General features: G+C 37.3%; 23 protein-coding genes. 9 read left to right on the top strand and 14 right to left on the bottom strand.

Features of this window, described 5'->3' with window-relative positions:
* From CLV62_RS01475 to CLV62_RS01495, 5 genes are all read right to left on the bottom strand, one after another.
* Complete coding sequence (locus CLV62_RS01475; protein WP_146212669.1) at positions 1-831, bottom strand: hypothetical protein; 831 nt, start codon at positions 829-831, stop codon at positions 1-3.
* A gap of 134 nt (positions 832-965) precedes the next feature.
* Positions 966-1,787, bottom strand: a complete 822-nt coding sequence (locus tag CLV62_RS01480; RefSeq protein ID WP_146212670.1) for a hypothetical protein — start codon at positions 1,785-1,787, stop codon at positions 966-968.
* Between the two features lie 396 nt (positions 1,788-2,183).
* The gene (ribH, locus tag CLV62_RS01485; RefSeq protein WP_110309004.1) at positions 2,184-2,675 is read right to left on the bottom strand and encodes a 6,7-dimethyl-8-ribityllumazine synthase; all 492 of its coding nucleotides are present in this window, start codon (positions 2,673-2,675) and stop codon (positions 2,184-2,186) included.
* A gap of 169 nt (positions 2,676-2,844) precedes the next feature.
* Positions 2,845-3,549 carry a tetratricopeptide repeat protein gene (locus CLV62_RS01490; RefSeq protein ID WP_110309005.1) on the bottom strand — a complete coding sequence of 235 codons (705 nt, stop codon included), beginning with the start codon at positions 3,547-3,549 and terminating at the stop codon, positions 2,845-2,847.
* A gap of 360 nt (positions 3,550-3,909) precedes the next feature.
* Positions 3,910-5,241: a PhoH family protein gene (locus CLV62_RS01495; protein WP_110309006.1), complete on the bottom strand. Its 1,332-nt coding sequence runs from the start codon at positions 5,239-5,241 to the stop codon at positions 3,910-3,912.
* Positions 5,242-5,472: 231 nt separating this feature from the next.
* On the opposite strand from CLV62_RS01495, the gene CLV62_RS01500 reads away from it, so the two are divergent.
* The gene (locus CLV62_RS01500; RefSeq protein WP_110309007.1) at positions 5,473-6,030 is read left to right on the top strand and encodes a helix-turn-helix domain-containing protein; all 558 of its coding nucleotides are present in this window, start codon (positions 5,473-5,475) and stop codon (positions 6,028-6,030) included.
* Between the two features lie 20 nt (positions 6,031-6,050).
* On the opposite strand, the gene CLV62_RS01505 is transcribed toward CLV62_RS01500, so the two are convergent.
* From CLV62_RS01505 to CLV62_RS01520, 4 genes are all read right to left on the bottom strand, one after another.
* A complete protein-coding gene (locus CLV62_RS01505) occupies positions 6,051-6,380 on the bottom strand; it encodes a hypothetical protein (protein WP_110309008.1) in 330 nt (109 codons plus the stop codon).
* A gap of 243 nt (positions 6,381-6,623) precedes the next feature.
* The gene (locus CLV62_RS01510; protein ID WP_110309009.1) at positions 6,624-7,229 is read right to left on the bottom strand and encodes a hypothetical protein; all 606 of its coding nucleotides are present in this window, start codon (positions 7,227-7,229) and stop codon (positions 6,624-6,626) included.
* A 61-nt stretch (positions 7,230-7,290) separates the two neighbouring features.
* Positions 7,291-8,796, bottom strand: a complete 1,506-nt coding sequence (locus CLV62_RS01515) for a PKD domain-containing protein (RefSeq protein ID WP_110309010.1) — start codon at positions 8,794-8,796, stop codon at positions 7,291-7,293.
* Positions 8,797-8,813: 17 nt separating this feature from the next.
* Complete coding sequence (locus CLV62_RS01520) at positions 8,814-9,395, bottom strand: hypothetical protein (RefSeq protein ID WP_110309011.1); 582 nt, start codon at positions 9,393-9,395, stop codon at positions 8,814-8,816.
* 617 nt (positions 9,396-10,012) lie between these two features.
* Here CLV62_RS01520 and CLV62_RS01525 point away from each other — a divergent pair.
* Positions 10,013-11,689, top strand: a complete 1,677-nt coding sequence (locus CLV62_RS01525) for a PNGase F N-terminal domain-containing protein (RefSeq protein WP_110309012.1) — start codon at positions 10,013-10,015, stop codon at positions 11,687-11,689.
* A gap of 163 nt (positions 11,690-11,852) precedes the next feature.
* Positions 11,853-13,094, top strand: a complete 1,242-nt coding sequence (locus CLV62_RS01530; protein ID WP_110309013.1) for a PepSY-like domain-containing protein — start codon at positions 11,853-11,855, stop codon at positions 13,092-13,094.
* A gap of 92 nt (positions 13,095-13,186) precedes the next feature.
* Here CLV62_RS01530 and CLV62_RS01535 read toward each other — a convergent pair whose 3' ends face one another.
* Complete coding sequence (locus CLV62_RS01535) at positions 13,187-14,071, bottom strand: hypothetical protein (RefSeq protein WP_146212671.1); 885 nt, start codon at positions 14,069-14,071, stop codon at positions 13,187-13,189.
* Between the two features lie 355 nt (positions 14,072-14,426).
* On the opposite strand from CLV62_RS01535, the gene CLV62_RS01540 reads away from it, so the two are divergent.
* Together CLV62_RS01540 and CLV62_RS01545 are read left to right on the top strand one after the other, a co-directional pair.
* Positions 14,427-15,716, top strand: coding sequence for a PepSY-like domain-containing protein (locus tag CLV62_RS01540; RefSeq protein ID WP_110309015.1), 1,290 nt, complete (start codon positions 14,427-14,429; stop codon positions 15,714-15,716).
* 143 nt (positions 15,717-15,859) lie between these two features.
* Positions 15,860-17,164 carry a DUF3472 domain-containing protein gene (locus CLV62_RS01545; RefSeq protein ID WP_110309016.1) on the top strand — a complete coding sequence of 435 codons (1,305 nt, stop codon included), beginning with the start codon at positions 15,860-15,862 and terminating at the stop codon, positions 17,162-17,164.
* A 90-nt stretch (positions 17,165-17,254) separates the two neighbouring features.
* Here CLV62_RS01545 and CLV62_RS01550 read toward each other — a convergent pair whose 3' ends face one another.
* Positions 17,255-17,743: a lipocalin family protein gene (locus CLV62_RS01550; RefSeq protein ID WP_110309017.1), complete on the bottom strand. Its 489-nt coding sequence runs from the start codon at positions 17,741-17,743 to the stop codon at positions 17,255-17,257.
* Between the two features lie 372 nt (positions 17,744-18,115).
* Positions 18,116-18,889: a DUF268 domain-containing protein gene (locus tag CLV62_RS01555; protein WP_110309018.1), complete on the bottom strand. Its 774-nt coding sequence runs from the start codon at positions 18,887-18,889 to the stop codon at positions 18,116-18,118.
* Between the two features lie 204 nt (positions 18,890-19,093).
* On the opposite strand from CLV62_RS01555, the gene CLV62_RS01560 reads away from it, so the two are divergent.
* Both CLV62_RS01560 and CLV62_RS01565 read left to right on the top strand, forming a co-directional pair.
* Positions 19,094-21,322: a heavy metal translocating P-type ATPase gene (locus CLV62_RS01560; protein ID WP_110309019.1), complete on the top strand. Its 2,229-nt coding sequence runs from the start codon at positions 19,094-19,096 to the stop codon at positions 21,320-21,322.
* A 70-nt stretch (positions 21,323-21,392) separates the two neighbouring features.
* Positions 21,393-21,605 carry a heavy-metal-associated domain-containing protein gene (locus CLV62_RS01565; protein WP_050708942.1) on the top strand — a complete coding sequence of 71 codons (213 nt, stop codon included), beginning with the start codon at positions 21,393-21,395 and terminating at the stop codon, positions 21,603-21,605.
* Between the two features lie 92 nt (positions 21,606-21,697).
* Here CLV62_RS01565 and CLV62_RS01570 read toward each other — a convergent pair whose 3' ends face one another.
* A complete protein-coding gene (locus CLV62_RS01570) occupies positions 21,698-22,267 on the bottom strand; it encodes a YdeI/OmpD-associated family protein (RefSeq protein ID WP_110309020.1) in 570 nt (189 codons plus the stop codon).
* On the bottom strand, positions 22,264-22,749 hold the full coding sequence (locus tag CLV62_RS01575; protein ID WP_110309021.1) for a cysteine hydrolase family protein: 486 nt from the start codon (positions 22,747-22,749) through the stop codon (positions 22,264-22,266). Before CLV62_RS01575 ends, CLV62_RS01570 begins: the two co-directional genes overlap by 4 nt.
* 231 nt (positions 22,750-22,980) lie before the next feature.
* Between CLV62_RS01575 and CLV62_RS01580 the strand changes: the two genes are divergently transcribed.
* The gene (locus tag CLV62_RS01580) at positions 22,981-23,730 is read left to right on the top strand and encodes a histidine kinase (protein ID WP_110309022.1); all 750 of its coding nucleotides are present in this window, start codon (positions 22,981-22,983) and stop codon (positions 23,728-23,730) included.
* Positions 23,699-24,415, top strand: a complete 717-nt coding sequence (locus tag CLV62_RS01585) for a LytR/AlgR family response regulator transcription factor (protein ID WP_110309023.1) — start codon at positions 23,699-23,701, stop codon at positions 24,413-24,415. Before CLV62_RS01580 ends, CLV62_RS01585 begins: the two co-directional genes overlap by 32 nt.
* Positions 24,416-24,677 lie beyond the last annotated feature (262 nt).

The raw sequence follows: 24,677 nt of genomic DNA on the forward strand, positions 1-24,677 counted from the left end.
TCAATCTCCCATCCTTAGAATGGTAAGATGGGTAGAGTTTGGCAATAGTGTATTACCGGCACCCGTACAATTTCCAGAAGCCCCCCTACCCATAGCAATAGTCCAAACGACAGTTTGAGTTAACCTTACGCTCGATACGATCGGCGCTCCATGATTCGAAATCTCTCCCCATGTATGTGGTGCAGTAGCGTAAATGCGGCGCACCGCATCCGCAGTATTCTTGGGAAAATCAACAAAATAAGAAGAGAGCGTACAATCGGTTCCGTTATTATGGGTTGCTTCATAAACAAACGAAATCTTATACGTTCCGGGCTGAAAAGTAATCTGAGTGGTGGTTGAATTGAACGATATATATTCGGGAATACTATTCACAAGCTGCCTCATTGGTACTCGTTGGGTAGTAGTGCCCGACACACCATTCAGAAAATTGATAAGCTGCGACTGCAACTCAAATACTGCCGGCTTAGGAATCCTCAATTGTCTTAATTTTTCTTCCAGAAGACTTGTTATTATACTAGTACCAACCAAAAGCGACCACTCGGTACCTGTCCAATAATACAGATTATCGGCTACTACCGCATCGCCGTTTATCCCTCCCCCATTGGCATTACTGGTATTAAAAACCAACAATCCGGTTGCGGGTGTCTTTATTGTTACCACATCTTTAGTGCCTAAAAGAACTACCCTGCTTAATAAGAAACCCTTATCAGATGCATACATATCTAAAGCGGCACTCGGATCGGCACTTTCTATATTGATACCTACCTGCCCCGAAAGGGTAAGAGATAAACCACCGAATAAAAATACAAGAGCAACTATATATTTAGCCATAAATGAAAATTTTAAGATCTCAGACCTTTTTATTGCTTTGGCTGGGTATAACAACCGAAGATTGTTATAATCATAAAATGCAGCAATAAATAGCTGAAACAGTTTAAATAAAAAGCCTTCGCAAACCAAATACATCAATCGCCCAGTCTCAGAATGGAAACTTGCGTAGAGTATGCATTTAAAGTATTTCCGGTCGATGAACAATTACCCGATTGCCCCCTGCCTAATTGAATTGTCCAGCCAATAGGAGTTGTCACTATCCTCGTTGTACAGATAATTACCCCTCCATGATTCGAATTTGTTCCCGCAACATGGGTAGCTGTTGAATGGATACGACGCATCGTTTCCCCTGAACTCGTAGGAAAATCAACATAATAAGAAGACAGGGTGCATGTTCCTGTATGTATTCCGGCATAGGTAAACTCTATATTATAGGTACCCGGTTGAAAAGTTATCCGATTGGTGGAAGCATTAAAGGAAATATACTCAGGTATACTGTTTACCAACTCTGCCATAGGTACCAATTGAGCATAACCTGCCGCATAGGTATTTAAGAAATTAGTAATGTTAGACCTCAATTCATAAATAGCAGGTTTAGGAATCCGCAGTTCATCTAATTTCTCTTCTATAATTTCGGTGATTATTGATTTATGCAGCAGAAGCGACCATTCGGTACCCGTCCAGTAATATACATTATTGGCCTCTACAGGATTTCCGAGTGCACCGCCTCCTGTTGATGTCTTGGTATTGAAAACCAACAAACCCGTTGCAGGCAACTTTACTGTTGCGACATCCAATGTCCCCAATAAAGCAACTCTGGGCATTAAGAAACCCTTATCAGGGGAACTTATCTCCAAAATAGCACTCGAATGCACATCTCTGGTATTAACACCTACCTGACCTGAAACAGAAAGTGCTTTCAACAAACAAATAAATATAACTATGTATTTTGTCATAAATAAAAAATAAGGGCCTTGCATTCTTGTATAAAAACAAGAAAGCATTACATATATCGTCGTCTGAATTTTCATTACATTAAATAATATGCAAAACTAGCCAATTAATATAATACACTGCAAATCAACATCTAACAAGACCGTAAATACACTATCAAGACCGTAAAAGAATGATGTCAATTGCGTAAATTGAGGTACATTATCATAAAAAACACTGATTTTAGCTAAAGATATTCCCAATCGGTCGAATCAGCAATAAAAAACAAACAGATATAAACAGATATGTTATACCGCAACACCCCATAAAAAAAGAGAAGGACATAATATCCTTCTCTTTAATTTTTATATGAGGTTTAAGACCGCTTAATTGCTTTGTTATAGCTGTCTCTAGCTATCTTATTGGTTTCTTCTCGAAAAATCGATCATTTTAAGTGCAGTCACAGCACATTCGTCACCCTTATTACCATGTCTTCCACCTGCTCTGTCGATAGCCTGCTGCATATCGTCAGTAGTCAAAAGTCCAAAGATAAATGGTATTGAATGCATGACATTCATACGTGCAATCTCCTGAGTCACACCACTACATACATAGTCGAAGTGAGGAGTATCGCCACGTACCACACAACCCAGTACTATAACAGCGTCTACTTCGTGTACATCGGCAAAAACCTGAGCGCCGTAGATCAATTCGAAGCTACCCGGTACATAATCCACCAGAATGTTTTCGGGTTTCACACCATGCTTTACAAGAGTTTCGCAGGCTCCGTCACGAAGTGCATATGTAATATCTTCGTTCCACTCCGAAACTATTATACCGATTTTCATGTCTTCGCCACTTGGAACCGTTGCCGGATCGTACGACGATAAATTATGATACGCTGTTGCCATAATTCTATTATTTATTTGTTTTAAGGTCTCCAGACCTGTTTGTTACTTAATGAGTATAGGAGAAACAAGCTTCCCCTATTTTGCACTGCAAAGATAGCTACATTATTTAAAAAATAAAGTTTCGCACATATGGCGAAACTTTATACATAATATATATAATCTAAGTTGATCAGTTCGCTCCTTTCAACAAGGTTGCTTCCATAATATATTTGTCAGCTTCCGAAGCTTCGGGCGATGCCATATAATTATTTTTGATAGTGGTAAACAAAGCGATTACTTTATCATAATTCTTAAGTTCGCGATTTACGATAGCTGCTTTTTTGTAGAAGATCGGGCTTAGTAATACATCATCAGCCGATTTTGCTGCTTTTTCGAAATACGAAACTGCGTCTTGCGGTTTTCCTGTATTTACAAGGCAATCTCCAATAGCACCCTGAACGGCAGGAGTCACCATATCATCACCACCACTAAAATCTTTCAGATATTTAAGAGCTTCTTCGTATTTGCCCATACGAGCATATGAAAGTCCGGCATATGCTTTAGCCAGATCGCCACTTTTTGTAGATCCGTATTCATTGATAATTTGCTCGAAACCGATATAAGCATTACCATCTCCGAATAGAGCCAGAGAATCCATACCTGCCTGAAAATATTGTTCGCCACGAAACATTGCCGTTTGTGCTTCCGCATTTTTAGGTTCTACATAAAAATTTTGGTAAGCAAAATAGACTCCAACAAGTACCACAACAGCTCCGACCCCGATCATCAACTGATTACGATATCTCATTATAAAACTTTCCGATGCAATTACAGCCTCATCGATCTTGTTCCAGTCTTTTTCTTCTTGAAGTTCTCTTTCCTTTCTACTTGCCATTTTTATTGTATGTTTTTTAATTAGGTAACAGTATTTTTTTAATAATGCATTCTCAGATTATAACTTTCTATAGTTGTTTTACTTACCAAAGTAATAACAGGTCTGAGACCTTATTCGAAAAATGCAGTCGCAAAAATAAACCTTTTCCTCGATATAATATATAAAAGTAGGCTTCTTTTTTCACATTGTCTAATTAAGTAGTGATATTTAGGGATAAAAATGTAGATTTCAGAGCAAATTTCGAATGTGGGGGTATATTGTATCGTCCGATTGAATCAGGCGTATTTTTACCCCCTTTGTTTTTAGAGGTAAAAATACGCCTGATCAAATAATAGAGGGCGTTAAAATACGCCCCTATCTTTATAATAACTGACTGGCAAGTTCAGCCAAGCGGCTACGTTCGCCTTTCACCAGATTGACATGCGCAAACAAATCCTGAGATTTCATTTTATCGATCATATAAGCCAATCCGTTCGACTGGCTATCGAGGTATGGCGAGTCTATTTGTTGCAAGTCTCCCGTAAATATCATTTTAGTACCCTCTCCTGCGCGGGTAATTATTGTTTTTATTTCGTGAGGTGTCAAGTTCTGAGCCTCATCTACGATACAATAGGTTTCCGATAAACTTCGACCTCTGATATAAGCTAAAGCTTCTACTTCCAGCTTTTTGCTAGTTTGCAGTTCGTCTATCTTTCGGGTTTCGGCACCGTTATAAGACAGATTACTTTTTATAACGGTTAAGTTATCAAACAAAGGTTGCATATAAGGCGCAATTTTTTGTTTCTCGTCACCGGGCAAAAACCCCAAGTCTTTATTACTCAAAGCAACAATAGGCCGAGCCAATAATATTTGGTTGTAATTGTCATTCTGTTTCAAAGCCGAAGCCAGTGCCAAAAGGGTTTTACCTGTACCGGCTTTTCCGGTCAAAGCAACCAGCCTTATATCGGGATCATTTAATATCTCGAAGGCAAAAGCCTGCTCTGCATTACGTGGTTGTATACCGAAACAAGTTTGTTTTTCTACTTTTTTTATCTTCTTGGTGAATGGGTTGTAACGGGCTAAAGCACTTTTTTTGCCGTTTTTCATCACAAAACATTCATTCGGATCAACGGGCGACTCCAGATCAAATTCATCTAAACTCACACCATCCGCTTCTGCATATAATTTATCGATAAGTGCCGAACTGATCCCCGAAAAGGTCTTGGCTTCTTCCTGAAACAGAAATGCATCTGCCACCTTATCATTTATATAATCTTCGGCAAACAACCCGATCGAACGAGCCTTCATCCTCAGATTTATATCTTTGGTGATCAGTATTGTTTTGGTTTTGGGATCTCGTTCCGAAATATCCAGCAATACCGAGAGGATACGATGGTCGGGTATTTTTTCGGGAAATACCTCATGAATGCGGTCTTGCGATTTAATACTGGTTTCGATGTAAATCTTTCCCATCCCTGCACCCAACTTTGCTCCTTTGGTAAAGAGGTCGTCATCGGTTATACTATCAAGATTACGGAGAAATTCGCGGGCATTGTAATTGATCTGATCATTACCCTTTTTAAATTTATCCAACTCTTCTAACACAACAATAGGAATGTAAATATCATTTTCCTCGAAATTCTCCAAACATCTGAAATCGTGCAGAATAACATTTGTGTCTAACACGAAATTTTTCTTTTTACTCTTAGCCATAATAGGATGTGTTTTGATAAATATTTATATTCCCAGAGATTGAGGTCTCAGACCTCTCCTTATCTTCTATTATACAGATACTGCAAATCTGAAATCGGCTGTATCTATCCTATAAACGAAAATCAGGCAAAACTGTTTAACGATTCGACCTCTAATTGTCAAATATTCTGTAAATTTGTTTCGATAAGATATCTATAAAATTTATCTTATACATTCAAAATAGGTAAAGCAATGAAACTATACATAAAAAACATGGTTTGCCCCCGTTGTATTATGGCTGTGGAAAATACTCTTAATCAGTTGAATATTATTTCACTCGATGTTAGGTTAGGAGAAGTAGTATTAGCGAATGAGATTGATAAAAATCAGCTTTCCATCCTTCGCAAGGAGTTAAGCAATTTAGGTTTCGAACTGTTAGATGACAGCCAACAACAACTGATAGAGCAGATAAAAGCTATTGCCATCAAACATGTGCATTATAATGATGAGCAGAATTTAAATATCTCGGAACTTCTTGTTTCGGAACTTCATCGCGATTATTCGTACCTCAGTAAGTTATTTTCGACTACTGAAGGCATTACAATAGAACATTTTGTAATTCTACAAAAAATAGAACGGGTGAAAGAGCTTCTTACTTACGACCTGCAGACATTGAGCGAAATAGCCGACGAATTAGGGTATAGCAGTGTGGCTCACCTATCTGCACAATTTAAGAAAGTCACAGGATTGACTCCTACCCGATTTAAGCAACAGGGCATAGATTTAAGACGAGGTTTAGATCAGATATAAAAAACACGGAACTATATCAGCTATTTATAGGTTCCTTTAACTCCAATAAGATGTGCCCCAGAAGTAGAGGTATTATTATAAAAGATTTCAAAATAAAAAGAGCTTCCAACAGTTACCGAATTATTTTGAGATACGCCAAATTGGATAGTTCCACAATCCTCTTCCACGAGTTTATTGAGTCCAGACCAACTACTTAGCTTTTCCGTAGAGCAATCGAGTGCTATCTGAAACTTATCGCTAATACCCATAGCTCCCACATCAATTATACGATCGGGTTTAATATCCTTTCGTCCCTGAGAAAATACTGTAAAGGTAACCGTAATAAAAAAGAATAACAGATACTTTTTCATAACATATACATTTAATAATTAATCGCTTAGTAAGATACAAATAGTATTAAGGACAGGCAAGAAAACAGTAGCTTTTTTTTCAGAATATACAATAACTTAACACAAAATATAAAAAACGAAAGCCTCAACCTTTTTAGGCTAAGACTTTTGTTTTTATAGAAATTTTCATCAACCTGCTATTTAAATGCTCCTTTTATAGCAACACCTCTTGCAGAAATATGCAGGCAAATATGCAAGCTTATACTATCGTACTAAGAACACAATATTGGTAAAGGCATCGTAATCGGGAAGAGAGTTTACGGTATAACTCAAAACTCCGCTGTCGCTGATTCCCCTGACTGTAATACACGGGTCACAATAGGTAATATAATAATGCAGTTGTTCTTTATTAAAATAAGGGATCGAAGCAGGAGCCCCCGAACTTCTGACGGGAGGTGTATCAAATCCCGTTTTGTATATGCTGTACAGATCAATAGCCTGAGTACCCGAAAGTAAATTGCCTGTACCATCGGAGGTAGGGATATTAATGGATGGCATATATAGAAAATGTCGGTTGAAAAGTGTCTGGCAAGTCCAGCCGAATACTCCCGGATTAGAGGGGGTATCTTTGTATTGTGAGATGCAATTATAATCGATATCGTACACCAACAAACCCGGGGCAGGATTGGCTATTGCCAGTTTTTGTGCTGTGGTCATTTGAGGCATCAGCAACCCTTTGTTATTGTTATAGTCTGTTATATCCAACACTGCCGAGGAATCGGGCGTATCGGTATTTACTGCAATCTGAGCCGATGCTTCAGCCATGTAAAGCATCAGACATGCAATTATTATTGATAAAATTTTATTCATTTGCGTTATATTTAGGGTCTAAAGCCTATTTATTGAACTGATTAATATAGTAACAGACCTTTTAGTTCATCATCTGTCTGGAGTTCAGCAATTCCGATCTGGTCATACGATTACTTTTGAGCGTACAATCTACAATATTTGCTTGCATTATTACAATATCCAACATCGTACCATCACCCTTATAAGGAGTCACAGTAATAGTATAAACTCCCGATTTATTGTATTTATGATTCTGCGGCTGCTTGTTTTGCGTGGTAATCACCGCTTGGCTTACAATCGGAGTACCGTCACCAAAGTTCCACTCAAGCCTTGCAGGAGCATTTCCTCCCGTCAGATCAACCTCAACAATGTAGGTGCGATCATTGGCAGTACAAGCAAAGGGGCGCTCTTTGGGTATAATACGAATAAAACCGGCTGCAAATGTCGGCAGTCCTAAATAAGCATCATTTATCAGGAAGTCCGGAAAGAATTTAATGTTTGTACCACCCTGATCAGGATTAAGCACTACGCTTAAATTTCGTGTCCTCGCAAATCCGGTGAGAGGAGCTGTTCTTCTATAAGAATGTATGCCATACAACCTATTATCCACCCCTTTCTTTAGATTACTTATTTTATCTGTAAGGTAAGTAAAAGCCCCACCCGCTCTCAGAGCATCCCATTTACCGACATACAATAATCCATTATCATTATATCCGGTTGTAACATAGAGATAGTCGCTATTGGGAGAAAAAGTAACCCCATATGGTTCAGGATAAGTACTTGCCGGTAAAGTATTTGATCTCAGATCGGAAATAAGACCTGTTGATGAATCAAATTTTGCAGTAACAACTGTTCTTGCTATATATGTGGCTGCTGCTAGTTTGGTATGATCATCCGATAGGATAAGTTCGCCAACATGCGAATTAGCAACACTAGGAATAAGAGTACTTGCAAGTTTCTGATGGGGAGTTGTCGATATTCCCGCTACGGTGATTGCCCATACATAAAATTCGCCCGATGACCGATGCAATAACCAATAATCTTTTCCATTCGCATTGGGTACTGCTGCAATATTTTCATACACAGCACCTGCTTTAATAAGGGAATTTTTAGTAGCTAATACAACTTCTCCCAACCCTTCTCTTTTAGACAGATCAACCACCGAATACCGTATACCATCGGGAAAATTAGTATAATCCGGTGGAACTGTAACAACATAATATTCGGTCAAACTTCCCGGTTTAGGAATTGCAATACCCGATTGGGTAGCAGAATTTCCTCCCAATAAGCCCGAACCATTAATCATAGGATTTCCGTTTTTATCATATACAATTGATCCATCCGAAGAAAACAATAATTTACCATCGTAAGTTGATACAGTAAAACAACCCTCCGAAGTACTCAATGAACCGACTATAGGAGTAGGCATATTAGTTACAACTGTACCATCACTCGCTTTGGCATTACTCAACGAATTAAAATTAAGCCCACTATTATATCCGAAATGCCACCAGCTTGTTTCTTTTTGACCATAAACAGTTAATTGGCAAAATAGTACAAGCAAAAATATATAGATTATCTTTTTCATCTTAGTTCAAATAAAGTTTACTTAAGTACAAACACCACAGTCATAAACGAATCGTAATCCGATTCTGCTTTCACGTCATAAGTCATGACACCCTGATTACTTATCGATATATTATTCAAGACATCTGTATCATAATTGGTGATGTAGTAATAGAGATCGGTTCTACTGGTGAAATAAGGGATGTTGGCAGGAGCCGAAGGGTTCTTTGCAGGTGCTGTGAATTGTTTTTTGTATTCATTATACAGGTCGATCGTTTTGCCTGTAACTATGGTGGAAGCATCGACAGCTATGGTGGGCATATAAAAGAATCCGTTCTGGGCATCTTTTTGTGACAGGCATACCCATGCAGGACTGGTGGCTGTTCCGGCATTCTGCGAAATACATCTGAGGGTAGTATCGTATATAATCAACCCCGGAGCAGGGTTTACAATGGCGGTTTTCTGGATGGTTGCCATTCGGGGAATCAGCATTCCTTTGCTCGTACTTTCGATATCAAGTGCAGCCGATTGATGAGGGCTGGTGGTATTAATCCCGACTTGTGCCTCCATCGGGCAGACGCTTAGCAGGATTACAATTGTCAAAAACAGAAATTTTTTCATATCTTACTTTTAATTTAAATTGATATTCGGGTTAGTTAGTTTTATAAAAAGCAGCAACATGTAATCGCTACACGCTGCTGCCGGACATAGTTGTGACACAGGTAAAAACTTGATTCGTGCCGATTTTGAACGACAACAAAAAAACAAATCAGTTACACGAAAGTGTTTACCGAAACAACCACTAATATATTTATTGGGGAAATATTGTAACAGGGAAAAATAAACGTCAGAAAGACGTAACAAAAAGCGAAGAGAAACGACCCCGCTTGTAATTTTTAGAAATAAGTAGTAACTTAAATGCGATGAGGTACTAGTTAGCTCTCTCTCTCTCTCTCTCTCTCTCTCTCTCTCTCTCTCTCTCTCTCTCTAATATTTCAACGCAATTAACCAAACCTAAACCGTTAAAATTTAGATTTTTATCCGCAAACATGTTTGTTAAATTCAATGTCATTTCTCAGCTAAAGAGTTATTTTACAGAAGCAAAGATATAATTATTTTAACACAAAACAATAAGTATAAATGACAATTGAGAAACGGATAATAATTATTTAGTATCAAAGTCTATTTTTCATACTTTTGTATTTAAGAAAAACCATGTATAATATAAATCTGGATTCATGAAAAAAAGTCTCGCAATCTTACTCCTTTTAAGCCTCGTTTTTCAAATAGAAGCTAAAGGCAAGAAAGATTTCAAAACCGTACGAATAACTTATCAAACAAGTTTCAATAATAAACCCGACTCTACATCAACTACCGTGATGGAGATATCCGAGAATATAGCTCGCATAAGTTACAATTCGACACGCAAGGAACAGGACGATGCCGTTCAGAATATTTATCTGAACTATACCAATAATCAGGAAACAAAAGTGGCAAAGTTAAATGGCGGCGAAACTATTTACACCACTCGTACCTTTGTATTGAATGACGGACTTACGCCTCAACCCGAAACCGAAAAAATTGCAGGCTACAATTGCAAAAAAGTTACCGCAAGCATCAATTCGAACCGACTCGAGATATGGTACACTACCGAATTGGGAGTTATGGGATCGATGCAACCCGGTACTGCGATACCCGAAGGTATAGTTCTGAAAATAGTACGCAACGGACAACGAGAGGAGAAAGCCGTAAAAGTAGAGCTTCTGAAAGAGGTAACTTCTTTACAACCCGTTCTTACAGGATCGCAACTTTCGACACCTGCATACAATTATAAAATACAGCAAAGTAAAGTAATAGCAGTAGATGTATTTGACCGTCAAAGCATCTATTTCAGAAATATACCGAAACCTACAGACTTGAATAGTACCGAAGTGTTGCAATTTGCAAATGGTTCTATCATCTTGAAGAAAGTGACTCTTCCTGCTGATAATTCGGGGTATTCAATTTTTACGGAACTGTCCCAACATTCCGAAGGCGATGCGTATGACCGCACAGGATCGGTATTTATAGTTCCGACCGATCGTAAACAATCCTTCTTAGACGGATTGATGCAAGGCAAAGAAGCATTACCTCAATATACAGACAAGCATGGCGACAAATATGAGGGCATGACTGTTACCAACGATTACCTACCACCATTAGAATTGATGCGTTTCTATACTTCTTTTGGTGTAAAAGGATTCAATCATATACAAGTAGCCAATTATAACTGGCCCGATTCGGTTGTTTTCAAACAAGAAGTAACCGATTATGCCAAAGCCCTAAAAGGCGAAGTATGGGTGGGTGCATGGATAGGCAATTATGCAGAAAACGGGCATAATGTTTCGTTAAAGATCAAATATTATCCAAACGAAAAGAAGGAGGCTAAGGAAATATATCCGTTATTTACCACTGTAAATATCATGGAAATGGCAGGTCAGGCATATCCCGAAGGAATGTTCCGAAACGATTCGTTAACTGTGAATTTCAAAACAGATACCGACCTTAAGAATGCCTATATCCGATATATTTCGACAGGTCATGGCGGCTGGGGAGGCGGTGACGAATTTAATCCCAAGCTGAACGAAATATTCCTCGATAATAACCGTATCATAGCTTATACTCCCTGGCGTGAAGATTGCGGAAGCTACCGTGAATTGAATCCCGCATCGGGTAACTTTTCGAACGGGCTTTCATCATCCGACCTCAGCCGTTCGGGATGGTGTCCGGGTATAGTCAGTTATCCTGTCTTTGTTCATATAGGTGATATAAAAGCAGGTAGTCATCAATTGAAAATAGCTATTCCCGTGGGCGATCCCGAAGGGTCGAGCCGTAGTTACTGGTGTATTTCGGGCGCATTAGTAGGAGATAAGTAATCTTTTATGAAAAATTAAAGCAATAAAAAAATTCATGAAACGATTATATCAAAAATAACTTATCTTTAAAGCACTTTAAATTAAAAAAAACATTGCTATATTTTATAAGTATAATAACTAGAGATCATTATACTTACCAAAAACATTAACATTCCGATAAATTATGAAAACACCTAAGCTATTGTATCTTATTCTTGCAGTTCTGATCTCAGGCTTTACGGCTTGTTCTTCGGATGATGAGGGCAATACAATAAGTATAAATGAATTACCCGATGAAACCAGATCATTCATAAATACTTATTTACCGGATCACCAAACAGTAAAGATAGAGGATCTGAAACCACAGGGTACTGATCTTGACAAATACAAAGTAACTTTCTCTAATGATTTTACTATTATATTCAATACAGAGGGTTATTGGATCTGTGCCGAAAGTGAAAGCAAGCTACCCGAATCACTGATAGAGGCTCTTGACTATATTGAGTTAAAGGCTTTAAAGGCCAAATATGCGAATCTGGAAATTAAAGGTATTTATAACAATACCCCATTCAGAAGGAAAATAGTATTAGCTGACAATACACCTTTATTTCTATACTACGATTCCAATGCTATAGCAGTAGCCAGCGATCTGACCGAAGATCTTGAATCTGTACCTCAAAAGATAAAAGATTTTATTGCAAGGTATTACAGCGATATGTATGCGGAGTACATAATACACGCTACAGAAAGTAACAGCAACGAAGTGTATAAAGTTTCGCTACAAAAAAAGGTAAGCACAAAAATGAGTGTGGCACCAAAGCTTTCCGCTCAAATTGAATTTGATAAAAATGGGGATTGGAACCTCATTTCAAATGTAAATTTCAATATCTCCGAGGACATATGGGCAACATTCCCTCAACATATAATCGATAAGTGGGCAAAAGATTATCCTAATACTCCCATTATTGAGGTTAGAAGGGATATAATGGCTTATCATCTTAGAATAAACAGTTCTTATATGGTTATTATAGATGCAGAATCAGATACACAACCATTTCGTGCAGATGTAGTTCAAGAATTTATTTACACACATTTTGTCCCTAATACTACATCTTTTTTAAACATGTCTATCACTAAAAATCAATATAGTAACCCCCGTACACGCAAGTGCAAAATAGATGTAGCCGGCTATAATATTGAGATAGATGCATATATAGACGGAAGTTGGCAGACGCTGCAAGTGGAGAAAAAACCTATGCCTTTGTCTATATTCGATACATTACCCATAGGTATAAAAACTGTTTTGACTGAAAAACAGATAACTCAACAGACAAAAAAGATAACTAAAGAGACCGATGGCGGTTATTCTGTTGAAGCTGCGAATACAGTATATAAATTTGACAGTAACGGCAATTTACTTAGCTGAGCATTCATTTAAATATAAAAAAGTAAAAGCTGCCCTTTACAGAGCAGCTTTTACTTTTTTATAAGATTTCCGTACTTAAGAAAACGAAGCTATTATAACTCCACAATTCCCAATCCGATAAACGAACCTGCTTGTCCCACAAAGTCATTATACTTTTGACTTTCAACAACATTCGTATAATCTTTATGAGCATTCACCAATGCCATCATATTATCGTGATACTGCTTTTGAAATTTCTCTTGTTCACTTCCCGTCTCAGCATCCATATATCCTTTTATCGTAGCTATTAACTTATTAGCTTGTTCTTGTAGCTCTTTGTTTTCAAAATCGGCTACCGGGAAAACAAGCGATTGTTTCTCGGTGATTGTAGTTTCACCTCCTGCTGTTTTATTATCCTCATGAAAATTTGCATCTCCAACGGCTTCTTTACTGAAAAAATCAACAAACTCGTTTTTGGTAAAGAATTTGCTTTTCATGTTTCCCTTCGAGTTTTGGTCACCCACAGTTAATACCTCCGGAAATGGCTGACCTACAGGATAAGTACATCTATAGATATTATTATCGATAAACATAGCATCGGTAGTACGGATAGGACCTTCATATTCCACACCATCAATAAGCACTACGTTTGTTGGAGGCATAAAACTACTTGCAGCCTTATCATCTACAACATATATCATTGTGAAAATAACATGCGGACTTTTTGTGGGATTGATTATTCCTCCTGTAGAATTCTGAAACACTTTAAACTTCACGGTCTCCTTATCAGGTAATACCATGGTATAGGTTCCTTCCGTTAAGTTCAATTCAACAATCCCATTTGGTTCAACAGTATATTTTTGATCAGCGATTTCAACTTCAATAGATTTATCTGTAGGATTGGTCAAATAAAACTTCTCATTATCACCCAGTCCGCAAGCAGAAAACATACACGCCATTACAAGGACTGAGAGCAGCCCTTTTACTTTTAACAACATAATTTTATTAATTAATTGGTACCTAAATTTTTACGCATACAAATTAACAACAAATAATTCAAACTAAAAAGTCAAAAACAGGAAACAACCTATAAAAGGAGAAGAACACTATTTTAAATTAAACAAATGAGATTTGGTGAATTTGGTGTAATAATTGAGCGTAGTTCATATTAAAAAAAGAGTAGATTATTAACAAATGACACTACAAATCATTACAGATATACCTTATTGTTAAAAAGAACACAACTAATTGTTAAGCAAAATCCTTATTATTAAGATTCCCCATACAAAGCGCTAGCTATCAAAAAGATATATACCTTTACAAAGAATTAACAACTAAACACTTGAACATATAATGAAAGCATCTAAACTATTATTTTGTCTGTTTTTAATTCTGATAACAGGCTTCACCTCATGTTCGTCAGACGAAGAGAATCACATAGTAGAAACCGAATTGCCCAATAACCAATTGTCCGATGTGATAAGTAAAGATGAATTACCCGGTTTAACCAAATCGTTTATAAATAAGTATTTGCCCGATCACCAAATAATAAAGATTGAGGACTTAAAACCCGAAGTTACCGACCTGAATAAATACAAGATAACCTTCTCCGACGATTTAACTATTATATTCAACAATGTGGGTTATTGGTGGCGTGCCGAAAGTAAGACTAAATTACCAGCATCGCTGATAGAAGCTTTCGACAAGGAGGAAATAGAAGCCTTGAAAACCAAATACCCAAATCCGGAACTTAAAGCGATTTACAATGATACCGAGTTCAGGAGAAAGGTAACACTAGCCGATAATACATCGTTAGCACTATATACCGACTTCACCGAAGCTAATGCCGTAAAAGTAATAGTAGCAACTGATCTTACTGAGAAACAAGAAACTGTGCCTCAGAAAATAAAAAATTTCATTGAAACATATTATAGTGAAATGAATATCGAATATATAATATATGCTACTGAAAGCAATGGCAGAGAAATATATAAAATTTCGCTGCAACAGAAAACCAATATAAGAACAGACGTTATAACAAAACTATCTGCAAAAATCAGTTTCGACAAGAATGGTGATTGGTATTCGATAACAAACCAAAATTACCCTATCTCCGGGAATCTTTACAGCACATTTCCTCAAAATATAAAAGATGTTATGGCAAAACAATACCCAAATACACCCGTATTTGAAGCCATAAAATATGATGCCTATTACCAACTAAGGATAAGTAACACGCTCAGCGTACTTGTTGATACAGAATCAACCGGTTATTTATTTCGAATGGATGTAGTTCAAGAATTTATCAAAAAGCACTTCGACTCGGATACATTTCCGGAAATAAAGTTCAGTACAAGCCACCAAAATCCGGTTATATATAACGGAGAAATAAATATAGCCGGCTATTATATAGAGATGGAAGCTAACATAGAGGGAATCTGGCAAATGCTGAAAGTAGAAAACAAACCTATGCCCCTATCGATATTCGACACATTACCTGAAGGCATAAAAACAACATTGGAAAGTAAAAAATTACTCGAAAAAGTAAAAAAAATAACAAAAGAAACTAACCGCGGTTACTCTGTTGAAGCGGATAATTCGGTATTCAAATTCGATAGAAATGGAAGCTTATTAAGCTCCTGATTTTACAGATATAATTAAGTAAAGCCTTTGGTCTGAATCCGGCCAAAGGCTTTTTTTATACATCAGCATTTAAAAGACTTCACGTTTGTAAACTAAACAGAAACAAGTACCTTTATGCTTCAATTCTAAAATCTAAAACTATAATGAACACAAAACAAAGAATGAAGTATCTCAAACATCTATGCTTCACAGTTGTATTTTTCTTACTTTCAACAATCTATATTGCAGCCGCACCCATCAATATACCACTGGGGGCCAATGCTTATCTTACCCGTAACACCGAAGGTGCTAAAATAAACGATACAGGAGTATCGCAATGGAAGGACAACGGAACTGTTATTTCATCCTGGTTCAGAATTAATCGGAAAGGTAAAATAAACCTATCGGTAAGAGCCAGAGCTTTTGCACCCGATACTAAAATACAGGTAACGGCAGGCGGTAAAAACTATCCCATAACTTTATCGAGTAAAGAATGGACAATTGTGCCCGTTGCCAACAACATAGAGATAGACAAGATTGGATATTTCAGGATAGATATACAAGGCACGAGCAAAAGCGGAGAGTTTTTTGCCGATCTTTCCGATTTGGTAGTGGATGGTACAGCTCTTGAAGTTGAACCCGATTATGTTCACGATTTTTCGTACCACTTCGGACGCAGAGGCCCATCGGTACATTTAAAGTATCCTTTTCCGGAGAAAGAATCAGTCGAATATTTTCACAATGAAGTTACCGTTCCACAAGGCGAAGATATAATAGGTTCGTACTATATGGCAAACGGTTTCGGACAAGGATATTTTGGGATACAGGTAAATTCGGAAACCGAACGCCGTGTTTTATTCTCGGTATGGAGTCCTTTCGATACGCAGGACCCTAAAGAAATACCCGAAGACCAACAGATCAAAACATTGCAAAGAGGCAAAGATGTTCATATCGGTGAATTCGGAAACGAGGGTTCGGGCGGACAAAGCTACCTTAAATATATGTGGAAAGCGGGTACAACCTATAGATTTCTCACTCGCATCTATCCCGACGGAAAAGGGAATACAGTATATACTGCCTATTTTTATGCCACAGATGAAAGCGAATGGCGGTTAATTGCCAGTTTCCTTCGTCCAAATACCGACACATGGTACACCAATGCTTATTCTTTTCTGGAAAACTTCATTCCCAACCAAGGATATATCACCCGTAAAGTGGAATTCGGAAATCAATGGGTTGTGACTAATAAAGGCAAGTGGATAGAGATAACCAATGCTGCATTTACCTACGATGCTACTGCAAAGGCTAAAATGAGACTCGATTATGCCGGAGGTGAAGTAAACAATAGATTCTTCTTGCAAAACTGCGGATTCTTCGATCAGAATACCGAGTATAATACGCCTTTTAAAAGACCTGTAACAAACAAACGCCCTGATATAAATTTAAAGAAAATAACCTCTATCAAATAAAGCATATATTATTAAACATAAGGTTGAATAAACTAAAAGAAGAGCTGTCCATTTTTCATATATGGACAGCTTCTTTTTTTTACTTTTTGATTACCTGGAAACACGAGAAAATATCTCCACTTTAACAGCCTTAGCTATTGAATCCGGATCTATTTCCAAAGCCTCGGCAACTCTGGCTTTTACATCTTCCGAAGCTTTTAGAGTATCAGTTTTGAATGTGTACGCTATAGCTGAATCAGTTTTATCGTCAAAGATGATTTTATCACCATCCACTTTGTATTTTCCTTTAATTACTTCACCCTCATCACCCGGATTATTTTCATAAGTACCATCTAATTCAAATACATAAGTACGCTTTACAGCAACCTTCATACTATCAATATAATGGGTTACAGAATCGGTTAGTAAAGAATCAACAGCCTCTACATCAGCAGTTAGCTCGGTAAATTTCCATGTACCTGCGACAAGATTAATGTCCGGCTTTGGATTATTATCATCGTCATCACTACTACATGACGCAAAACCGATACCGAAAACTAATGCAAAAAGAAAAATATTTACTACTTTTTTTAATTTCATGATTGATTGATTTAATAAACAAAAACTCTTATTTTTTTATACAATTGCATGAAAACTATTCGACACACGCTTGTGCCAAAATCCCGGGATGTTTCTATTAAGAGATTCAGGAAAAGCCTGTGCGTTGCAGGCTAAACATTAAAGAAATGTTAAGTAAAATAAACTTAAAATCTTACCTACTGAGTATGTGCAATTTAGAGAAGAAAAAAAATATTCTAAAAAAATACACTTTTAGTCATTTTGTCGAAATTCGAAACAAAAATGAATGAATTTTCAATATTCGAAACACTATTTAAAACAAAACATCACTTATTGTATCAAAAAGACACGAAAAGTGATGCTGTATATATTATAAAACAGATCGGAAGAGGCTTATTTTTTAGTTAAAATAAAGATACCGCAACCATATTTACAATCGCAATTACGATTAATTAAGTCATCCGTTAAGGTGATAAATTTATGCAAATCGCCCTTATCATCCACATACGAAAAAGACTCTAAATTATATCCTTCAGCAAAGTAATCGAGCAGATATTTTATACTGAATATTCGGTGAGCATTAAACTCTATCCTTTGCAGACCGATAGGCACGGAAAAATACAAAGTACCTCCCGATTTCAACATTCTCGAGATGTTGTTCAGTCCTTTTATATGCCCGTTTACATCAATAGGATCGCCATATCTGCCCAAACCGAAATGTTCTATGGCATGAAGTGAAGATGCCGAGTCGCAATAATCGATCCAAGGGAAATCGGGCGACATACAATCGGCCTGCACAAACTCCACATTCTCGATAGATGGCGTAACCGATCTTATATCGACAATAGTTACCTGCCTGAAACTTGCAACGTGGGCAATAAATCCATTGATTCTCGATCCCACATCGACATGCTTTACCGGATTAGCTTTAAATACTTCCTGAGCAACCAAAAGATCCTGATGAAAATAATGACCAGATGCCACACCACCCTCTTCGTCCCTGTCTCTAAGGCAAGGATAGCTCGATATAGCTCCAAAGCTTTGATTATCTTCTTTCCACTGGCGAACAAATTGGCGTTTGGTTTGCCGGTACCAAGGCAACGATTTTAAACTTTTGATTATCCTTCTGGGGTAAAGACCGAATATAAGCTGTATTTCCTTTATCATAATATTAAGAATGTTCGGTAAAGATATATAATCTCTGCGTATAAATCATATCCAGAATTATATAACACATATCAACCATATAGTGTGTTACTTTGTTGTAGTAAAAATCGCAATCTATTTAAGATGAGACTTTACAGGGATGTTATTTACTCCCGATTCCTTAGTTAAGGAATATGCTTTTAAAATAATAAAAAAATATAAAAGATGATGGAAACCGATACAATAAAAAAGACCCTGCCCGTACTTAAGATGTCATGCGGAGCATGTGCCACAAGTGCTCAAAAGATACTCTCGCGTCAGGAAGGAGTAACATCTGCCTCGGTTAACTTTGCCACGGAAACAGCTCAAATAGAGTTCGACCCGAAGAAAACCGATACTTCGAAGCTAAAAGCAGCTTTGCAAGGTGCAGGTTACGACCTTGAGATAGAGGAAGGAGAAGCAAGCAGCGAAAGACTCGAAAACCTGCACGAAGAGAATTACAAAACTCTCAAAAAGAAAGTAACGGGAGCAATAGCCCTTTGTATACCACTTGTTATCATAGGCATGACACCTGCTTTGATGCACATGGAATACAGCAACTGGGTAATGTGGCTGTTATCTACACCCGTAGTATTATACTTTGGCAAAGATTTCTTTATCAGAGCATATAAGCAAGCCAAAAACCGGTCGTTCAATATGGATACCTTGGTGTCGCTCAGTGCAGGAACAGCCTATATATACAGTGTTTTCAATACCCTGTTTCCTCAATTTTGGCATGCACGAGGATTGCATCCCGATGTATATTTCGAAGCGGCAGCCGTAGTTATAGCCTTTGTAATGTTAGGCAAACTTCTCGAAGAAAAGGCAAAAGGTAACACCTCGTCATCCATCAAAAAACTGATAGGCTTACAACCCAAAACAGTAGTTATTATAGGTGCTGACGGAAATCAATCGGAAATACCCATTGCACAAGTACAAATAGGCGATATTGTTTTGGTAAAACCGGGCGAAAAGATAGCCGTAGACGGTAAAGTGATACAAGGCACATCGTTTGTAGACGAAAGTATGATAACAGGCGAACCGATTGCCTCCGAAAAGAAAGCTGATGATAAAGTATTTGCGGGAACGATCAACCAAAAAGGAAGCTTTCAGTTTAGAGCCGAAAAGGTTGGCGGAAGCACCCTGCTTGCTCAAATCATACAGATGGTGCAAGAAGCACAAGGAAGTAAAGCTCCCATGCAAAAGTTAGTCGATAAAATTGCAGGTATATTTGTACCCATCGTTATCGGTATAGCCATACTTTGTTTTGTGGTCTGGATGGTTGCAGGAGGCGACAATGCCTTTACCCATGCCCTGTTATCGTTTGTTACCGTATTGGTTATAGCTTGTCCTTGTGCATTGGGCTTGGCAACACCTACCGCCATTATGGTGGGAATAGGCAAAGGTGCCGAAAACGGTATTCTGATAAAAGATGCCGAAAGCCTCGAAACTATTCAGAAAGTAGATACTGTTATACTCGACAAAACGGGTACTATCACCGAAGGTAAACCACAGATAGTAGATATAAAGTGGAATGTAGAACCTACGGAAGCATTAAAGAACGTATTGTTCAGTATCGAAAAATCGTCGGAACACCCTCTGGCAGATGCAGTAAGTGCCTATTTCAGTAAAGATGCTAGGTACCTCAACAATATACAGATAGAAAGCATCACAGGACAAGGCATTATGGGTACACACGAAGGTAGCAAATACTATATAGGCAATTTAAAACTGATAAGCAATGCTAACGTTTCTCTGGATGCTTCGACCAAAGAGTGGATTGATAAACGCTTGCAAGAAGCCAATACCATTATACTATTCAGCAACGAGCACGAGGTGTTGAGTACAATAGCCATTGCCGACAAGATAAAGCAAACATCTATCGAAGCCATAGATCAGCTTCAAAAAGCAGGCATAGAAGTATATATGCTTACGGGAGACAACGAACAGACAGCTCGATCTATCGCCCGACAAGCCAACATAGGTCATTATCAAGCAGGGCTATTACCTGCCGATAAAACCAACTTTATCAAACAAATGCAGGCTAAAGGCAAAATAGTTGCCATGGTAGGCGATGGTATAAACGACAGTGCTGCACTGGCTCAGGCAAACGTAGGTATAGCCATGGGACAAGGTAGCGATATAGCAATAGATACGGCTAAGATGACAATCATCTCGAATGATCTGACCAAGATACCTCAGGCTATCAAATTGTCGAAACAAACCAACCGTACTATCCGTGAAAATCTGTTCTGGGCATTTATATACAATCTTATAGCCATTCCTATTGCAGCAGGTGTGCTTTATCCATTCACCGGATTTTTGCTTAACCCGATGATTGCAGGGGCAGCAATGGCATTGAGTAGTGTAAGCGTGGTAAGCAACAGCATTATACTTAAATACAAATCATTATAAGGTCTGAGGCCTATTTAAAGCTTTCGTAAATATAAATACAATAAGTAGTTACAATTAAAAATAGAACATTATGTCACAAGAATTAAAATTTAAAACAACCATCAATTGCAACAATTGCGTAGCAAAAGTAAAACCTTTATTAGAAAAAGTAAACGGTATAGATAGCTGGAACGTTGACACCGATAACTCGGATAAAATTCTGACAGTAAACTCATCGGGGGCAACTGCTCAACAAATTATAGATGCAGTGGAACAAGTAGGCTTCGATATAGAGAAAGTATAACTTTACGAACTTTAATGGCAGGCTAAAAAGAGAAATACTTTTTAGCCTGGTTTTTTTATTTTAGATTTTATAAGGGTAGTATTGTATTTAGATTAATAGTATTTTTCAATTCCACCAAATCCTGTTATTGTTTTATTCTCTTTTATTTTATTGATAAAGTTGTTTAATCGCTTTTCAAATTCTTCTGGTCGTTTTCTTGCCGCTTCAATGTATGCAATTCGGATACGTTTATATGCGTCGGAAAAATGTTGATAGTTTTCCCATCCTGTTTTATCTTCTTTTAATCTGTCCATTATATCATTTGGAAAAATAAAAGGCTCAGATAAAACATTTCGTATTTTATCCTCAAATTTCGGATGTACCATTTTATTTTCTAATAACCATTTAAGTCTTTCTTTGTTGGCTTGCGAGTATGTGCTTTTAGGCTTTCTAGGTGTGAATCGCTGAATTTTATTTTCTTCATCAAGCGATTTTGTCGTACTGTCAATCCACTCGAAACAAAGGGCTTCTTCAACAGCATCGTTGTATGTAATACTTTTTTTTGCTGACAACTTATAAGGAAATACAAACCAAATTTCGTCTTCGGTTTCAAAATTGTCTGTCAGCCACTTTCTCCAATCTTCTCGATTTTCAAAATACTTTATTTTATTCTCTGTTGTCATAATAGATCCTTCAAACTAATTATTTTACAACCTTTACTTTCATAATAATGAAGCATTTCGTCAATTTTCCTTTTATCATAACTCGTAATGCAATCTGATAAGACATTAACGCTGTAATTTGCCTTAGTCAGGTTGTAACAGGTTGATTTGACACAGGCAATTGCATCTGCTCCTGTTATGTAAAATTCACCTATTTCATTTTTATCAATAAAGTCTGCAAACTCCTCACTGGTTAATGCGTTTCCTTTGTATTTTGTGAAAACATTTTTGGATACTATCTTCAAATCCGAAACTAATTCAGCCCCACGTGTATTAGGTTTAAAAGTCCTTGTGCCGTCTGATAAATTTTCGTGTCTTATATAAACAACATAAACATCATTATTAACTGCCCAATCTATGGCGTTATTTATATTGCCGATTATTTCCTTGTAATTCTTTGTTATATCATTTTGAATGTCTATTACTACTAGTACTTTTTTCATCTTTCTTATTTTTTATTTACTTAAACGGTCAATTCCTCTTTTCATTGTACCGCTATGCTGTCCGCCGCTTGCGCAGATTGTCATATATCTGATAAATAGCTCGGAAACCTTAAAATAACCCGACAAACTATTTTACCCCCTCAACATGGGTCTTAATAGAAACTTCTTTGTTTTCTTTGTATTTAAATAACTGATGGAATAAAAATCCATACCCAAAAAGAAGAACAATACATGACAATAGACCCTACCCTCTTTTTCTCGATTCTTATTATAGCCTTAGTTGCTCTAATAACATATCTGGGCTTACGTTTAAGAAGTTCAGAGAAGAGAAAGAAAGAGCTTGAAGGACGTTTCCACATGCTGGCAAACCGAAGGGATAATATTCACTTGGAGAGCATCGAAACGGTCTTGAATCCTCATCTCTTCAAAAACATATTGAACTCGGTGCAATCTCATGCCTATCAGACCTATTTTGCATTGGATAAGCTCGCAAACATTCTCGATTATATTCTCTATGAAAGCAAAAACAAATACGTTACTCCAAGAGAGGAAATAGAGTTTGCGAAAGACCTCATCGAAATAAATAAGATAAAACTAAGCCCTCTCTTTGAACTGACGGTAAAAACCAAAATAGACGAAACATCTTCGCTTTACTCTCAAAAGGTATTAGCACCATTAATCACTATCGACTTAATAGAGAATGCTTTTAAGCATGCCGACCTCCAAAGCAAGGATGCTTATATAGCTATTGTATTTGGTTTTAAAGATAATATATTTAGCTTAACTGTATCCAATAAAATATCGCCTAAGGCAAGTTTGAAGAAGGAAAAAAGCGGCATCGGCAATGTTACTTTCGAACAGCGTCTCGATTTACTCTACAAGGATTGTTATGAATTGGAGCGCATTATTGACGATGATGCTTTTATAGCACATTTTAAAATTAATTTAGATGAATACAAAACTAAGGTGCTTAATTCTTGACGATGAACTTCCGGGATTGGCATACCTGAAAATGTTGTGCGAACAGTTTCCCGAAGTAGAAGTAGTCAAAGCATTTAACGACCCAAAGCTATTTCTGGAAGAGAGTAGTTCCCTAGAGTTTGACGCCTGCATTCTCGATATAGAAATGGGCGAAATAAATGGTTTGCAGATCGCCAATATTCTGAAAGATAAAGCGATTATTTTTGTAACGGCATACAAAGAATATGCAGCAGAAGCTTTTGACCTCAATGCTGTTGATTATGTACGCAAACCTATTCAGCGCGACCGGTTGAAGCAAGCCATCGATAAAGCAATAAGAAGAGTAGAAAAAGCAGCAGAGAAAAAGAACTTTGTTCAACTGAATAGCGAGAAGGGTAAAATACTCCTTTATTTTGATCAGATAAGCCATATTACCATAGCCGAAACAGACAGCAGAGACAAAGTGGTACACCTCATAGATAAGAAGACGCTTACTCTTAAAAATATCTCCTTCGATAAGTTGCTGGAGGTACTGCCTCAAGATTTGTTTTGCCGCATCAACAAGAAAGAAATTATAGCATTAAAAGTGATTCAATACTTTTCGCATGACGAAATTATCTCCACCATTTTTCAAGGAGATACGCCCGTCCGTTTTTTCATTACGGACACGTACAGAGCCGACTTTATGAAGAAAACAAACCACTAGCAGTTAGCAGTTAGCAGTTAGCAGTTAGCAGTTAGCAGTTAGCAGTTAGCAGTTAGCAGTTAGCAGTTAGCAGTTAGCAGTTAGCAGTTAGCAGTAAACACTGTTGACTTTTCATTGTTCATTGTTGACTGATAACTGATAACTGATAACTGAGTTTCGTTTCAATATTTTCCCCACTTATTACATATTTAGACGTTTTTGTTGCCATATCTAAATTTCAGTTGTTTATATGTATAGTTTTACATTGAAATAACGAATTCTA

Origin of the sequence: Indolivaga alginatilytica, from assembly GCF_003201355.1 — a bacterium.
Classification (GTDB): Bacteria; Bacteroidota; Bacteroidia; order Bacteroidales; family Dysgonomonadaceae; genus Dysgonomonas_A; species Dysgonomonas_A alginatilytica.